The following is a 15,064-nucleotide window of genomic DNA, read 5'->3' on the forward strand; positions in this document are numbered from 1 at the left end:
CACTACCGGCGGATCTCTGGACGTGCGTACGACGGCTGCTCGACGAACGTTGCAAGGCCCCGATTCTGCCGTCGCCAACGGAGCCGGGGGAGGCGGGGGCTCGTTTGACCAAGCTTGCGCGGGCGCGTGAGCAGCAAGAGGCGGCGCCTCAGTGGCGGGCTGCGCGGGCGGCCATTCTTTTGATGGGCGACTCGGGGCTGCGGTGAGTCGAAGCCGCTCAGGCACGGCGTGAAGATTTGCGCGCTTCTGACGTCAGAAGCGAATCGTCGACATCCGCTCGACGTTTACCAGGGGAGGCGCCTGCAGCGAGTGAGGCATCTGGTTTGGGTCCTCGAACCGTCTGGGCCCTGACGATTGTCGGCAAGCGGCGCAAGCAACGCACGGTGCCGGTAAGCGGCGCCACGCTCGACGCACTGCGCGCCCATTGGGCGGACCGCGATCGTGACTTCAATGGTCAGGCGCAGGGGCCGCTCATTGCGCCAGTCTGGATTCCAGAAACCAATGCTGCGCAGAGTCGGCACACCACTGACGACCGTGACGTGGCTTACACGCCGGACGCACTTGGGCGGCTGGTCCGCATGGCCGTCCGGCGACTTGTAGTCGAGCTTCGTGCCGATCCGACGGGCTTGAGCGAAATTAGCACCGAGGACTTGGTGCAACTGGTAAACACCTCGGCGCATGCGTTTCGCCACACCTTCGGTACACGCGCCGTCGCTCGAGATATGCCGACGGACGTTGTTCAGTCGATCCTTGGGCATGCGTCACTCCAGACCACGTCCATCTACGTCAAAGCAGAGAAGCGGCGCATGCTTGAGGCGGCGGCACGGTACTACGCGGATGACGACGCCTAGCCTTTGAAAGCGCCGGGCCGGTGCTTGCACACTGGGCTTGATCAGTAGGGAAAAGCCGAAAAGCGGCAGACTTGGGGAGCATCCGGGGTCGCAGGTAGTTACTCAGATGTGAGGCTTCGCGTCATAAGAAATTCCGCCTATGCAAGTCCGATGTTATTCGAAGCAAGGCACAAAGCACTGTGCTCGCCTGGCAATCGACCGATGCTCGCGAAATCCAATCTATTTAATAACTTTCACATGCAATATACCTACGAGACCCTTTGCGAGCGGACATGGGCGGCGGTAAATCGCTACATTGGTGAAGCAAACAATCTGACGAAATACCCGAACGTCGCTCGTGAGCAACTGGGTGCCGCCCGCGGCATAGTCATAGGTTTTTTTGCGCTCACGTTCGACGCACCGGCCAGTCGGGCCGACCAAGCGGATATGCTTGACCGCATTGCGCGTGCCCAAAATCAATTGCGAGAGCAGTGCCGCGAACGAACGCCGAGGACCTGACTACTCGATATGAGGTTTAGCCAGATTAGCCAGCTCTTGATTGCGTCGAAAACGAGGAGGCAATCTGATGGACGCCGACGACGACGCGCAAAAGCCCTAAATGCCTATGTTTCTCGAACGAACGAACGCCCGCGGTTAGTTCCGTGGGCGTTTTTCTATGGCAACGATCGCCGATTAAGACGCGCGGGCAATGTTCCGCTAGCTTCGTTCTCATTTTCCGCGGATGCCGGTCGCCAATTTATTGGCGCCGTCGCACGGCCGTAGTTCGGATTTTTGACCTTGAGCCAGTCACGGGTGTACGCCGGCCGAGTACGGCGCTTTGAGCCGTTTCGCCATAACCCCTTCGAGGTTGAATCGCGCTGCGCGCTCGAATGCCAGCTCGCCTTGCTCCTCGATGCCATCAACGTACACGATGACCATCGTGTCTGCAAAGCTCTCGCGCAACATCGCTTTCCTATCAAAAAGCCGCATGCGTCGCATGTCGTGGTGGCCCCAAGCGAGCATGTCGAAAACGTAGATCCGTGCCGGATCCTCCGTAGCGGCCGCATGTAGGCTCAGTGGATGGCGGCTTCGCGTCCGCCGTTGAAGGCGTTCTAAGGAGGTGCGACCGGTGCCGTCATCGACGGTCAGCTCCGCGTCCCAAGAGAAGCTACCAGGAATATCCGCAACCGCGGCAACGACTTCGGGGAAATGTTCGTTAAGGGACTTACCATTGCGCGAGATCAAATCAACTGAGCTGCCTACCTTCCGCACCAGCGCCCGGTAGCCGTCGTATTTGACTTCAAAGATCCATCCCTCGCGGGAAAACGGACCGGGAGCTGGGATGCCATGCATGAGATCAGCAGCTTCAAGCGACAATAGCATGCTCAGGTTCCACAAACGGCGCGCTGGCAGGAGCTAGCTTCGCCTCGCAAAAGCTTGGCGACTTACTTTTGCCGTGCAAATCCGACATACCGCATTCCGAGTGCCCGGTGCTACGAAGCTCTGCGAACCTGGCTTCCCGATTCAGTCTGCCCGGGACCGGCTCGATGGCTTAGGAATTAGGTGGAACGGCCGACTTCGGCGGGAAAACTTCTGACGTCAGAAGCGGCTCACCAAAATTTGCGTGGAGCATAGCGGGTAGAACTTCTTCCATATGGGTTCGCCAATATGTTTTGAGCAGGCGCTGACGCGCCGTCGCGCAGGTTGCCGACCGAAGTCGTCCACCTATTGGACGATGCATCGTGCAAACCACCTCGATCTACGTCAAGGCGGAGAAGCAGCGTATGCTCGAAGCGGCGGCACGTTATAACGCGGACGACGGTGAGTGAGTCGTGCAACCAGCGCGATGTATGTCGTTGCCGCGTTCGTAGCAGCTGATACTGAGCACTCACGTATCGCCGAACCGTTCGCCAATAAGCGAATCGTAGTGGCGAGGGAAGGGCAGCAACGATTGCCCGCATCATAGCGTCCAGGCCCGTAAGACTCGAAAATGCGGGCGCGAGGGCGCGAGCTGTACGGAGAATGACATAACCTTCGCGGAAGCTATTAACACGAGTGCGATATTCTTTCCATCTTCGAGAACCTAGTCTACATGCTTACACCTGAAGGCGCGGATGACACCGAAGTCATCGTTCGACCGGCCGCTTATGGACGCTGGCAGGTCGAGATTCCGACCGGTCACGGGGTTGCTGTCAATTTAGTCGACGACGAGCGCGCGGCAATCGCTTTCGCGCACGCCGTCCGTCCTGGCGCCGACATTCGAGTGCTGCCTGCAGCAGGGTGACTGCCGCAGCGAGCGATGGTCTTATCGCGAAGGGAAGGGAGCGCCCAACTTTGCCGGGTCGCTAGAGGGACGCATGCGGAAAGTGCTAGTACGTGCTTCGCGCGTTGCATCCGGTCCGCGCCGCTCTTCGGCGACGGCTTAACGGAATGAGCCAAGTCGGTCACGACAGCTTTTGGCCATTGACAAGCGTATGCTGATCTCATCCTCGACCCTCAGGAAAAATCATGCGTCCGCAAACATACCTGAGGATCTACTGCACTTCTTGCGGCTTTTGGTCCGGCTGCATCTTTATCGATGATGTAGCGGTGAAAGGCATCTTTGGATGCCGGAGTCCATATGAGGTGGAGATCTGGGCCAAGGACTCTGTCTATCGCCTTGATGTGATCAAGATTGAGTCCCATTGAATCGACCCGGCGACCCCCATTTGACCATGCAGCGACGGACTGACCTGCGAATCTACAAGCCGACAGCAGAGGCACAAGTTGGCTCGCGCCCGTCCCAAGCGTTGTCTGATGCCACTGAGGTGCACGACAGCATTTCCAGCAATCGATACAGATTGTATAAGCGCGTCCCAGGCGGCTACCGGGTCTTCGAGGTCGCCTTCAATAACGAAAATGCGAGGTGGAGATGGGCTGCTGTGACAGGATGTGATAAGCGCGAGCAACACACCGCCGCGCCCCAAACATTCGCATCAGAGCGTCTTGCCGTCATCAACGCAAAGCGGCAGTTGGACGGGGACTTTTGGGTGATGACCACTTGGCCCGATTCGATTCGGACCGCGTTTCATGATTGGGGAGGCATTCTCCGGATAGGTGAAGTCTTGGTGATCCATTGGAACCGAAGACCGCGCCGGATCGCAAGAAAAGCGCAAACATCTTCGGCTGCGCCTAAGTGGTCGCCACCCAGACGGTCATCTCATCTTCTGAGAAAGTCCGTCGGCGTCAGGCGAATCATGTCGGAGCTGACAACCAGAGACATTCGTTCCGCCACCGCGCGGATGCGCGCATACCCGTCTACAAAGCACTGCCGTATGCGTTCATCGTGAGCTGGTAAGTCGAGCCAGAAGCACTGCTGCAGCGCTTCTAACAAGATCACGCACTCAACGCGCGGACCATCTTTCAGTATCGCGAACTCGGCTCCATGTCGGGTCAGCTGAAACTGAGATTCGCTCGGAGCCGCTTTCATAGAGACGTCGGTAATCGTTATAGCTCGGGATTTGCAATATCGCCATCGACGATCTTTCGACCGATTTGCTGGGCAGCTGCGAGCGCCTCGTCCGGTCCCGTGTAAGGGCCGATTGGCGAAGCGCCATCAAACGGATACAACAGCTTGGAATCCGTCTTACGCACCACCTTCAACGTGCCGTGAAAGCCGCTCGCGCGAGTGCCGCGGTAGGACGCATAAACGGCAAAGTCGCTCTCGGTCAAGCCGGCTGCCGGTGCGACAGATTTGAACGGGAAGAGAACTAGCTTTGGGCGTTTTCCGTTGCGCATAGCACCGTTGAAATAGACGAACAGTTCAATCTCAGCAAAAAATGTACCAAAAGGAATTGGACAGACGCGAGATACTCGCCAACTGTGCGTGCTCGCGTGGACCGCGCCCGCTGCGGCCGCACAAGCGCGCGGGGGCGTGGCTCCATTGAACAGATCTGTGGCCGACCTCGCGTCATTGCTCGACATTTCCAGGCGTCGTCAACGAATTTGTGCCTCGTGGACCTTTCAAGGGCGACGAGCCGCCAGTGAACGTAAATGCACACCTGTGCACCGCACGCTGAACAACGTCAGCGTCCTAACCTCGCTTGCGTTCTTGCTCGGGGTGCTAGCCCAATACTGTTTCGAAGTGCGCCCGAAAGGGCGTGCGGATGTCGCCGGTGTCTGGCGTATAAGCTTCGGCGCGCGTCCGTTCGTCGCCATGCAGTGACTGCAGGTAGGCAGTTGCTTCATCCACGCTCGGTACTCGACCGTTGTGACCGCGCGACTTTGCTGGCAACGCCGTCCAGATGACGGCGTCTGCGCCGGTTCCGTCCATCCATTCGGTCAGCGTCTCAGATTGCTCGCATTCAATACCCCAGGCCCCGGAATACTGCCAATCCATTCGTCAGAACTCGCGCGGATGTCTTCTCGGATCCGCAACGCTTCTTGTGCAAAACTAAGCAAATCAACCAGAACCGGTGCCCAAAAAGTTGGTTGTACCGGTGCGCCCTCAAGCACGACGAGACTGATACAAGGGTAGAAGCGGGCCAGGCGAGTCGTTTCAGGTGTATTGATGAATCGTGGGGAATGGAAAGCTTTGCTGGAAGCCTATTAGCATTCGGGATGCCGTCAAAATGAAACGTATACGCTTTGATCTTTGCGATTTGCGGGAGCCTTAAGCAGCAAATACGCCGCTCGTTCCAGAACTCTTTGTGCTATCTTTTGTATGTTCATAAGCAATCCATACATCGATGCCGTCCTCTAGCACTTATGCGCGCCGTTGGACAAGTCGTCGCGTAGTGCGCCGCGACAGCCGGCTGCGAGTGCTGGTGGTGGACGATAATACGAATGCCGCGGACGCTTTTACCGCGTATTTCGGACTGTTTGGAACAACTTCGAAGGCTGCCTATGGGGGCGCAAGCGCGATTTGCACAGCGCTGAAGTGGGTGCCGAGTGTTGTTTTCCTCGACATATCTATGCCCGAATTAGACGGGTTTGCGGTGGCGCGACGATTCAGATCCGAACCTCTGCTCAAAGACGTCGTAATAGTCGCCCTAACTGCGCACGACGAGGCCTTCGTTCAGCAGCGTGCTCCGATAGGCGACTTCGACGGCTATTGTCAAAAAGGCAACCCCGCGACTGCGTTAGTCGAATTGCTTGAACAGCTCACCGCTGAAGTTTGAAAGCGTACGCCTGCGAGGGGCGGGCTGTCGCGCTGGTCTGCCGGAGCAATCCTGGCTCTTGTCGGGGTCGGCCTCTTCATCGTTATTCGGGCCCCCAAGCGTTTGAGCCATAAATAGCACGTTTCGTATTAAGCGCCAAATTTGGTCTGGGAGCGATGCCTGTGACCTCCCATCCCCGTCGAGCTAGAGTCCTGAGGAGTTAGTGCACAACTCCGGGCGCAGGACGACAATGCAGCGCAACCGGTGATCGGGTTGTGCTCATTCGCTGCGTTGTTCGTCGCTTCCCACCCCTCAAGCATGAAGCGAAATAAGGGAACGGAAGCGCGAAATCCGTGGAACCGAGCTTGCTTCGCGATCGGAAACTCCTTGAACGTCGAACTATGAAAGCAATTATCTGGGGACATACGACCATTGCCGAGGGACATGAAGAAATTCACCGCTTCGCTTTCGAGCTTCAGGATGGAAGTGAAGCGCCCTCCGTGCGCGAGTCGGTTTCGCTGCGGACAGCTCGGGTAGTCGTTGCACATCTCGAAGACGGGAACGCGTTGATTAAGATGTTTCGAGCCATCGTAAGTTGCGACCCGGGGAGTTACGACGACTTGATTGGCCGATGCTTTGAGGATAACTTTATTGAGAACGGTCCAAGCGATCGGGTCAACATTCGCGAAGGCTGGCAAAACGCCGACCATTAAGCACCGGGAGCAGACCGCAAATTCGTGGATACCGCATACCGCTACTTCAAAACGATGCTTACGGTCGAAACGAAATGCGCCGGATCATGCGTGTCAAACAATGGTCCACCGCTTGGGGACGCTTGCATTGTCAAGGATCAGTTGAATGGCGCGGTGATAGTCGCGAATGGCGCCAGCTGAAGAACTGCCGCCTGGAGACTTAACTCGGCTTTAAATTGGACTTAACTCGGCTTCAAATTGCGGATTTTAACTGGAACACGCTCCGGCGACTTGCCTTTTTCCGGGAGCATTGTCGGCTTGCTGGATGGCGCCCTCGCTCGCACGCCGTCAACACCGTGGCATAGCAGGGCGAGCCAAAGCAATGCAACCCGCTGGAAGAGCAGTGGCGTCGCGCCGCTCGCCGGGGATCGGGAGTGGGGGGAGACTACAAGCAGCCCACGCAATATGGCCTGATTTTAACGGACGAGCTTTAACGTCACAACCGCGCAGACCGCGCGCGGTTGAGATCTAACGGCCTTTAAACGGCTTGACCTGCGCCAAGGTCAGCGCCTGTCGTGGGATTTGCGGCTGGGTCTGAGGCTGTGCGAGAAGCCATCGATTGCAGCGCCTGCACTTCCTGCTCCGATACCTGAACAGTGGCCGTGCCGTCTCCGCCATCGACTGCCGGCTGCGGATCCTCGACGAACTGCCAGTCGCCGCCCTGGTTCCAAGGGCCTCGGGCGTCGTCGCCTTTGGACATATTGAAATAGACGCTCGTGAATTCCGGGTTACCGGGCAGCTTGCCCTGCGGGAAGTTCGGCTGGATGGCGTGCAGCGCTTTCTCGAAAGACTTTTGGTGGGCAATCTCGCGCGTCATCAGAAAACCCAACGCCTCTTTGATGCCTGGATCATCAGTGACGTTGATCAGTCGTTCGTAGACGATCTTGGCGCGCGCTTCCGCGGCGATGTTCGAACGCAGATCGGCAGTGGGTTCGCCAATGGTGTCGATATAGGCCGCCGTCCACGGTACGCCGGCAGAATTGGTGAGCGGCGCTCCACCGCCATAGAGGATCGAGGTGATATGCGAATCGTTGCCCGCGCCAGTCAGCGAGCGATACAGTTCGGCTTCAGCTTGTACGCCTTCGGCCAACTGGCCCTTGGCGCCCTTGTTGAGCATCGCGACAATCGAGCCGATTACCTCAAGGTGGCTCAGCTCCTCGGTCGCGATATCGAACAGCAGGTCTTTACGGCCCGGATCATCTTCAGCAACAGCCTGGGTGAAGTAGCGACAGGCGGCCGCGAGTTCGCCTTGGGGACCGCCAAACTGTTCAAGCAGAAGGTTGGCTAGCCCAGGATTCGGGGCCGCGACACGGACGGTGTATTGCAGGCGCTTATTATGAACAAACATTTCAACGGCTCCTTGTGAGGGGCGAGCGGTAGCCTTGCGGGCGTGCACGCGAGCAGCAAATGGTCGGGTTGATCTCGCAGCGACCGAGAGGAGCGCCGAAGCGTCACTTGCGGTCCACATGCCACGAGCCCCAGCGCGGAAATGCGCCGGCGTCTTGAAGGCAGGAACGCGCGCTCGATGCACAGCACTGACAGCGGCGCTGCGACGTCGTCGCAACACAAATTGAGCAATGGCTGTGCCATACTCTGTGTCTCGCAACCGCACGACGTCGCAATTGCGGTCCTCGACTCTGCGACGCCGTTTTCCGCACAGAGCCGTCTCTACGCGACGCACGGGCACCGCCGGTAGCTCTTTAGCAACCGATCACATTTCTCTGGCAGCGGGCTGAAGCACCGATCCTTGGGCAGCCTTCTGTTAAAGTCCGGTACCGGTTCCTCTGATGTTTGTGATATGGCTTCGTGATTGGCTCTCAGGTTCTGGCAGGCACTCGGAGTGGCCAGAACTTTTAACCGACCTCTTGGGTCGGTTTTTTTTGCCCTTCCGCGCGAATTGAAGGCTAGCTTCTGAAAGCCATTTCTGCGTGACATGAAAACGATTACTTACTAAAATGTAACCGCAGCGTCGGACGTCCATTCGGCCAGCTAGGACCTGAGAGAACGCCGAGGTAATACGAAAACAGGCCGACGCTGCACCTCGGAATTTCGCATTTGTCCGTTTCGTCAAAAGAAGCGCTGGAGGAGAAACAGCAGCGCAGCACTCGCGGTCATGGCGGCCAAACATCCGACTACAATAAGGCTGCGCGGCCAACGTCTAAGCTGCTCGATCTGTCGCAACTGGAGTTCGATCGCATGCTGCACCCGCTCGCTTGAGCGCTCCCATTCGGATTTCATCGTGCCTCCGCTTTGATGAGTTTTGGGAAGGCCCGCCGAAACACGGGGATCACCCATCGGAAAGATTCGACAGCTCCTTCAGCGACAGTTCGAGGATTTCCGCCGCATCGGCATGGAGTGCCGCAATCTCTGCGCCTAATGAAATACCCGATGGCATTCTGCGATTGTCTGAAGAATCGCGAAGCACGGTTATGGCCAGTCGTAGTGCCCCGGCGAGATCAAGATTGTTCATGAGCCCCTCCTTCCCATATGGGGTTGAACATTTTGGATACCCAAAGATTGGGTACCGAGTTGTATTCTAGCGTTAGATTTTGCGGTTCGAATAAGCGATACGAACCGTTCGCTTTTAAAATCGTCTGTGGCGGGTTAGGACCAGTCTCGGTAGGCGCATCACGATCGGTCGGGCAGGTCTCTCTCGATTCCTTAACGATCATTCGACGCAATGGGAAAGGCTCCAGGTAGATACCAGTACTTTGCCGCATTGCTGAAATAACACGCAGCAAATCTTTCGCAGCCCTCATAATGAAGTTCGAGGCAGCATGCCCGGGAGGCTTAATCTGCCGCGACTCAACCCGACATCGGCCGCGCACTGACCCAACGCACATCTTGCGGTGGTGTCTGATTGAAGTCGTGCGCAGGTCCGCTCGAGCGCTTAATGGAGCGCTTCTCTCTTGGTTTAGATCGCTCGGTCAATTTAGAGCGTCGCGCCCCGACACTCGCCTCTTTTATGGGCAAAGCCTTTCATGTCCGCGCTGTTTGGGCCGACTGACATGAGACGGTCCCAAGGACATGAATGTTGCACAACTTCCTTTCGAACAATCGCGCCATCATCCTGGCGAAGTGCCAGGAAAGAGTGGCAAGTCGTCCCTTTCGGGCGGCGTCCAAGGACCAACTCCAAACTGGCGTGCCGCTCTTCCTTGACCAGTTGATTGCGACGCTTCGTTTCGAGCAGAGCGATAACTCGCCTGGCGGCCAAGAAGTTTCCGGTCCGCCCGGCGGCGTTGCCACCAATTCCGAGATTGGAGCATCAGCCAGCGAGCACGGAAGCGCACTCTATGCATTGGGTTACACCATCGATCAGGTCGTGCACGATTACGGCGATGTTTGTCAGGCTGTTACCACGTTGGCGCATGAGCGCGACGTTCCTTTCGAGGTCGAAGAATTCAAAACAATGAATCACTGCCTCGACACGGCAATAGCAAGGGCCGTGATGGAATTCAGCTATCAACACGGCAGGGTGGAGCATCAAGAGGAAACACAGGCTTTCAAAGAACGGATAGAAGAACTCGCGGATGAGATGCGAAATGCGCTGGGCAACGCGATGATGGCATTCCAGGCCGCCAAAGCGGGCAACCTAAGTCTGTCAGGCGCTACGGGAACCATTTTGGAACGTGCCCTTGCCACGATGCGCAAGACGATCGAATCCTCGATTGAGGACCCAAGGGCGCCGGCTGAGAACGCACGACTGGCGGCAGAAAACCACTGCCTGGCTGAGTTTATTGCCGAGGTCGCGCATGCGGCTCAGCTAGCTGCTCAGGTAAGAGGCGTAAGACTCACGGTTCTAGCGGTCGACAATACGCTTGCGTTCCGTGCGGATCGCGATGCCCTGTACTCAGCTCTTGGACACCTTATCCAAAATGCGTTCAAGTTCACCCGTCCGCGCAGCACCGTCACCCTTAGCGCATACGCGATAGCGGATCGAATCCTGATTGATGTAAAGGACCATTGCGGCGGACTCGCGCCAGACGCGGCACGTACCATGTTCAAACCCTTTAGGCAGCAGTCCGCAGATAAGACCGGCCTTGGGTTAGGTCTATCGGTTACAAAAAAGATCGTTGAAACCTATCAAGGCGTTTTGAGCGTGAAGAACCGGCCGGGCGTCGGTTGCATCTTCACCATTGACTTGCCGCGATATACGGCGTAGATGGCAAGACTGCTGAACGGTGAACACCTGACGACAAGGAGCGTTTTCGCGCGTTACCTTTGCTTAGAAATGAAGTCCCACCGAGGAAGGGCTTGCTAGTTTGCTAGTCCGCGACCTCTAAGTACACAGCTGACCGGGCATCGCGCCAATGTCAGTGTGGGTTGACCTGGTTGCGATCGTTCAGCCCGCGGCATACCCATTGCTCGGTCGTGTTATGCATGACCGCGCCCATCCACGATAAAGGAAAGCGCTTGACATCCTGGTCTAGGGAAAGAAATGACCGCGTGCAGGCCTGCTCGAAACGCAGCGCTCACAAATTTAAGGAGAACTACCGTGGCTGTAGCAACGCTAAAAGATTTGTTTATCCACGCCTTGTCTGATGTTTATAGTGCAGAAAAGCAATTGACGAAGGCGCTCCCGAAGCTCGCCCGCGCGTCGACCAACCCGGATCTTGCCGCCGCTTTCAAGACACACCTTGAGGAGACGCAGGGACAGATCGAGCGGATCGATCAGGTGGTGGCGGGCACTGAAATCAAGCTTAAGCGCGTCAAATGCGTGGCGATGGAAGGGCTTGTCGAAGAAGGTCAAGAGCAAATCGAGGAAATCGAGAAAGGTCCGATCCTTGATGCTGCACTGATCGCCGCGGCGCAAAAGGTCGAACATTACGAGATTGCGAGCTACGGCACCCTCGCAGCCCTTGCCAAAAAGCTTGGTTACGCCGACGCGATGAATCTTCTTCTTGAAACATTGGAAGAAGAAAAAGCCACTGACCAAAAGCTGACGATGCTCGCCGAGCAAGAGCTATCTGAGGAGGAGGCAGGCACAAAGAACAGCAAGTGAAATTAGGGCGCCGCGTTCGTGCTCAGACGCGGCGCCTGATTTTCACGGCAGTTTCAAGCGTTAGCCGCTTTGGTTATCGCTACCCAGGGCCTCTCTCAGAAGCGCTCAACGAAAGACCGCCGAGTAGCCGAGGGCACGATGTCCACGCATGACTGTTTCCCTGTCACAGCACTGCCTCATCGTCTAGTCCCACTTCGCCCACTTTCTGTCGTTGTGCATAGCGGGAGAAACAGTTCCTACGAAGTCCACGGAGCATCAATGACTGAGCACGACCCGAATGCAGGGGGATTCGAGCGGGTTGCCCTCGCACTGCAGGGCGGCGGCGCCATCGGCGCGTTCCAGGCCGGCGTGTTCGAGACCCTACACGAGGCAAATATTGAAGTAGACGCTTGCTGCGGATCGTCAATCGGCGCAATCAACGCTGCCATCTATTTTGGTAATTCAAAGTCGCGTCGAATGGATCAACTGAGGGAGTTCTATCATCGGGTCTCGATACCCGGTACAGCCACGCGGGATCAGATGCTCGGGTTTTTCGGCGCGAGCATGCTCGCTGGGGACGACTTTCGCCGCTCGCTGGCCGAAGCGGACCAGAGCTATGCGATGAGCGTGGGACTCCCCGGCTTCTTCACCCGCCGGCTGAACGTGCCATGGGTGAATGGTAGCGGCGCGCCCGAGCTAGCCAGCATCATGGATCTCGCGCCGCTCTATCAGACCTTGGAGAACCTTTGCGACTTCGAGGAATTGAATCGCAGCACCACACACCTGAGCGTCGTTGCGACCAACGTGGCTACCGGCAAGTCACACTATTTTGATAACCGCCATGGGCGCCTGCGTGAAGCAATGATTGTCGCTTCCGGTTCATTGCCGCCTTGGTTTGCCGCCGTCGAGATCGACGATGCATGGTTCTGGGATGGTTCGCTCGTTTCGGCCGCACCGATGCACCGTATCATCGAAACTGCTCCGGCCGACGTTCGTACGACCATCTTCCGGGCAGACCTTTGGAGCCCGGACGGCCAAGTCCCCGACAATCTGACTGACGCCGAAATTCGTCAGAAAAACATTGAGCATGGAAGTCGCGCGGCGGCTTACCGTGAAACGTTGGACGAGTCGCAGCGTCTAAAGTCGCTGCTCGCCTATGCGCTCGAGTGTATCGAGCCGGCACGGCGCCAGGCCGATGCGGAACTCATGAACGCGGCAGCGCTTGCGAACGTCAAGCCGATCCGCATTGTTCCGATGGACTACGAGTCGTCGCAAGACGGAACGCACTTCAAGGATGGTCAGTTCAGCCCGGCAGCTATCCAGACACATTGGGCCCACGGGCGGCAGGCAGCACAAGCGGCACTCGAACGATTAACAGTGTTATGAGTGGCCGTAAGACCCTTTGACAATGGTAATGCCACGCTTGCATGTTGTGGCGCTAGCCGCGCTGCATGGCCTTCACAAGACGCCCCGGGGAGTTCCTCGAGGAAGGCTCGTATGCTGACTTGAGAACTGCCCACGGAGCCGAATGTTGTCGACCGCCGTTGCTGTTTGACGACGGCGAACCAAAGTCCCCACATCGGAAGGCATTCGTGTCACCATTCTGTCGACGAATTGGGAGCACCCTTGTGTGAACTGACCCCCGAAGGTTGCACCTATCTTTGGGGAATGTCTTGGGAAAATATACAGAACAAGCGAAGCTCGCTGCCGTTAAGGATTATTGCGCTGGCCATCACGGGCTCAAGGTCGTCGCGCGACGTCATGGCATCAACGTAGAATCGCTGCGTAGATGGGCAGCGCTTTACCGCGTACATGGCGCTGAAGGTGTGCAGGAGAAGCGTAGAGCGACCTATAGCTTAGAATTCAAGCTATCGGTTTTGCAACGTATGCGAGATGACGAATTGTCCTACCGCCAAGTTGCAGCCCTCTTTGATATCCGAAATTTCAACATCATTGGCAACTGGGAACACGCATACGACGAAGGCGGCATGGCCGGCTTGTCGCCGTACGCTTCCGTGCGCCGCCCAAGAATGAAAAAGCCGTCAACTAAAAAGCCTCAGCCGAAGTCATATGATGGCAGCTCCCCTAGCCGTAAAGAGTTGCTGGCAGAACTGGATCATCTTCGAATGGAGAACGCATACCTAAAAAAACTCGACGCCTTAGTTCAAGCGAAGAAGCAAGAAGCGCAGCAGTAAAAGCGCGAATCGTGCTTGAACTAAGGCAACAATATCCACTCGCTGGCTTGCTCAAGGTGGCGGGCCTGGCACGGAGTACCTTCTACTATCAGAAGAAGGCGCTCGGGATTGCCGACAAGTATGCAAGCCTGAAGGTCCGGATTCGCTCGATCTTTGACGAGCATAAGGGGCGGTATGGCTATCGCCGCATCACTGCCGTGATACGGCAAGAAGGCACCAAGATCAACCACAAGACAATTCAGCGCCTGATGGGTGAACTTCGGCTGAAGTCGTACGTCCGGTTGAAAAAGTACCGTGCATTCAGAGGCGAGGTGGGCCTTGCGGCACCGAACATTCTTGAACGGCGATTCGATGCGAAGCGTCCGAACGACAAATGGGTAACTGACGTCACCGAGTTCAATGTCGGTGGCGAGAAGCTGTATCTCTCGCCCGTTCTCGACCTGTACAACGCCGAGGTTATCGCTTTCGAGATAGCCCGACGACCTCTGTTCGACATGGTCGGGACCATGCTCAAGAGAGCGTTCGCGCGCCTCGGACCGAACGACAGACCCATACTCCACTCGGATCAAGGCTGGCAATACCGAATGCCGGTCTATCGGAAGGCTTTGGACAAGCATTCTGTCAAACAAAGCATGTCGCGCCGGGGCAATTGCCTCGACAACGCGGCGATGGAAAGCTTCTTTGGCACACTAAAGTCAGAATTCTTCCACCTAAACAAGTTTCGAGACGTTGATGAACTCCACGCCGGACTGAAAAACTACATTCACTACTACAATCACAAACGTATCAAGATGAAGGTAGGAGGCGTGAGCCCGGTCGCATACCGGTCTCTGCTCGCAACAGCATAGCTGTCACACCGTCCAACTTTCGGGGGTCACTTCATCCAACCCTGAACCCTAAAATCCGAGCAAAAGAAGTAATAGGAAAATGCTAGGGAAAGCAACACTGGCTATCGCCATTCCGAAAATAATCGCCAAGTCAGATCGGTATATGCGCGTTTCGAGGTAGAGATGGCGGTCAAGACGTGGATCAGGGGCTTCGATAACGAAGCCGCCACCGTCGGCGTCAGCCAGCCTTGAGTTTGACTCCTCGCGAAGTGGTGTCATGTCTTTCAGTGCATCCCGCGTTCAAGAAGAAACCGTCTGATGATTAAGCATGTCATGTGCCA

General features: G+C 56.7%; 16 protein-coding genes. 9 read left to right on the forward strand and 7 right to left on the reverse strand.

Features of this window, described 5'->3' with window-relative positions:
* The first annotated feature begins 323 nt into the window (after positions 1–323).
* Together P9292_RS41325 and P9292_RS41330 are read left to right on the forward strand one after the other, a co-directional pair.
* Positions 324–851, forward strand: a complete 528-nt coding sequence (locus P9292_RS41325) for a tyrosine-type recombinase/integrase (RefSeq protein ID WP_309965738.1) — start codon at positions 324–326, stop codon at positions 849–851.
* A gap of 201 nt (positions 852–1,052) precedes the next feature.
* Positions 1,053–1,349 carry a hypothetical protein gene (locus P9292_RS41330; RefSeq protein ID WP_309853696.1) on the forward strand — a complete coding sequence of 99 codons (297 nt, stop codon included), beginning with the start codon at positions 1,053–1,055 and terminating at the stop codon, positions 1,347–1,349.
* A 288-nt stretch (positions 1,350–1,637) separates the two neighbouring features.
* On the opposite strand, the gene P9292_RS41335 is transcribed toward P9292_RS41330, so the two are convergent.
* The gene (locus P9292_RS41335) at positions 1,638–2,213 is read right to left on the reverse strand and encodes a DNA ligase (RefSeq protein ID WP_309965741.1); all 576 of its coding nucleotides are present in this window, start codon (positions 2,211–2,213) and stop codon (positions 1,638–1,640) included.
* Between the two features lie 709 nt (positions 2,214–2,922).
* Here P9292_RS41335 and P9292_RS41340 point away from each other — a divergent pair.
* Positions 2,923–3,114, forward strand: a complete 192-nt coding sequence (locus P9292_RS41340; protein ID WP_309853701.1) for a hypothetical protein — start codon at positions 2,923–2,925, stop codon at positions 3,112–3,114.
* A 915-nt stretch (positions 3,115–4,029) separates the two neighbouring features.
* On the opposite strand, the gene P9292_RS41345 is transcribed toward P9292_RS41340, so the two are convergent.
* The 3 genes from P9292_RS41345 to P9292_RS41355 all read right to left on the reverse strand — a co-directional run bounded on the left by P9292_RS41345 (position 4,030) and on the right by P9292_RS41355 (position 5,208).
* Positions 4,030–4,299: a DUF1488 family protein gene (locus tag P9292_RS41345; RefSeq protein ID WP_309965744.1), complete on the reverse strand. Its 270-nt coding sequence runs from the start codon at positions 4,297–4,299 to the stop codon at positions 4,030–4,032.
* Positions 4,300–4,316: 17 nt separating this feature from the next.
* Entirely contained in the window at positions 4,317–4,793 is a 477-nt protein-coding gene (locus tag P9292_RS41350; protein WP_309965747.1) for a DUF6723 family protein, read from the reverse strand.
* Between the two features lie 139 nt (positions 4,794–4,932).
* Positions 4,933–5,208 (reverse strand): hypothetical protein, encoded by a 276-nt coding sequence (locus P9292_RS41355; RefSeq protein ID WP_309965750.1) that lies wholly within the window; start codon positions 5,206–5,208, stop codon positions 4,933–4,935.
* Between the two features lie 430 nt (positions 5,209–5,638).
* Between P9292_RS41355 and P9292_RS41360 the strand changes: the two genes are divergently transcribed.
* Together P9292_RS41360 and P9292_RS41365 are read left to right on the forward strand one after the other, a co-directional pair.
* Entirely contained in the window at positions 5,639–5,989 is a 351-nt protein-coding gene (locus P9292_RS41360) for a response regulator (RefSeq protein ID WP_309965755.1), read from the forward strand.
* Positions 5,990–6,369: 380 nt separating this feature from the next.
* A complete protein-coding gene (locus P9292_RS41365) occupies positions 6,370–6,681 on the forward strand; it encodes a hypothetical protein (protein ID WP_309965758.1) in 312 nt (103 codons plus the stop codon).
* A gap of 517 nt (positions 6,682–7,198) precedes the next feature.
* Here the strand turns inward: P9292_RS41365 and P9292_RS41370 are convergent.
* The 3 genes from P9292_RS41370 to P9292_RS41380 form a co-directional block, all read right to left on the reverse strand.
* Positions 7,199–8,068 (reverse strand): manganese catalase family protein, encoded by an 870-nt coding sequence (locus P9292_RS41370; protein WP_309965762.1) that lies wholly within the window; start codon positions 8,066–8,068, stop codon positions 7,199–7,201.
* Positions 8,069–8,787: 719 nt separating this feature from the next.
* Entirely contained in the window at positions 8,788–8,958 is a 171-nt protein-coding gene (locus P9292_RS41375; RefSeq protein WP_309965764.1) for a hypothetical protein, read from the reverse strand.
* A 49-nt stretch (positions 8,959–9,007) separates the two neighbouring features.
* Positions 9,008–9,190: a hypothetical protein gene (locus P9292_RS41380; RefSeq protein ID WP_309965767.1), complete on the reverse strand. Its 183-nt coding sequence runs from the start codon at positions 9,188–9,190 to the stop codon at positions 9,008–9,010.
* A 561-nt stretch (positions 9,191–9,751) separates the two neighbouring features.
* Here P9292_RS41380 and P9292_RS41385 point away from each other — a divergent pair.
* From P9292_RS41385 to P9292_RS41400, 4 genes are all read left to right on the forward strand, one after another.
* Entirely contained in the window at positions 9,752–10,882 is a 1,131-nt protein-coding gene (locus tag P9292_RS41385) for a HAMP domain-containing sensor histidine kinase (RefSeq protein ID WP_309965771.1), read from the forward strand.
* Positions 10,883–11,215: 333 nt separating this feature from the next.
* The gene (locus P9292_RS41390; protein ID WP_309965774.1) at positions 11,216–11,722 is read left to right on the forward strand and encodes a DUF892 family protein; all 507 of its coding nucleotides are present in this window, start codon (positions 11,216–11,218) and stop codon (positions 11,720–11,722) included.
* A 258-nt stretch (positions 11,723–11,980) separates the two neighbouring features.
* A complete protein-coding gene (locus tag P9292_RS41395; protein WP_309965777.1) occupies positions 11,981–13,087 on the forward strand; it encodes a patatin-like phospholipase family protein in 1,107 nt (368 codons plus the stop codon).
* Positions 13,088–13,374: 287 nt separating this feature from the next.
* Positions 13,375–14,744 (forward strand): IS3 family transposase gene (locus tag P9292_RS41400; protein WP_309965780.1). Its coding sequence is split into 2 segments (ribosomal slippage): positions 13,375–13,852 and positions 13,852–14,744, totalling 1,371 coding nucleotides; the frame shifts between segments, so codons are not numbered across the junction.
* The last annotated feature ends 320 nt before the right edge of the window (positions 14,745–15,064 follow it).

This window comes from Caballeronia sp. LZ001 (genome assembly GCF_031450875.1).
Taxonomy (GTDB): domain Bacteria; phylum Pseudomonadota; class Gammaproteobacteria; order Burkholderiales; family Burkholderiaceae; genus Caballeronia.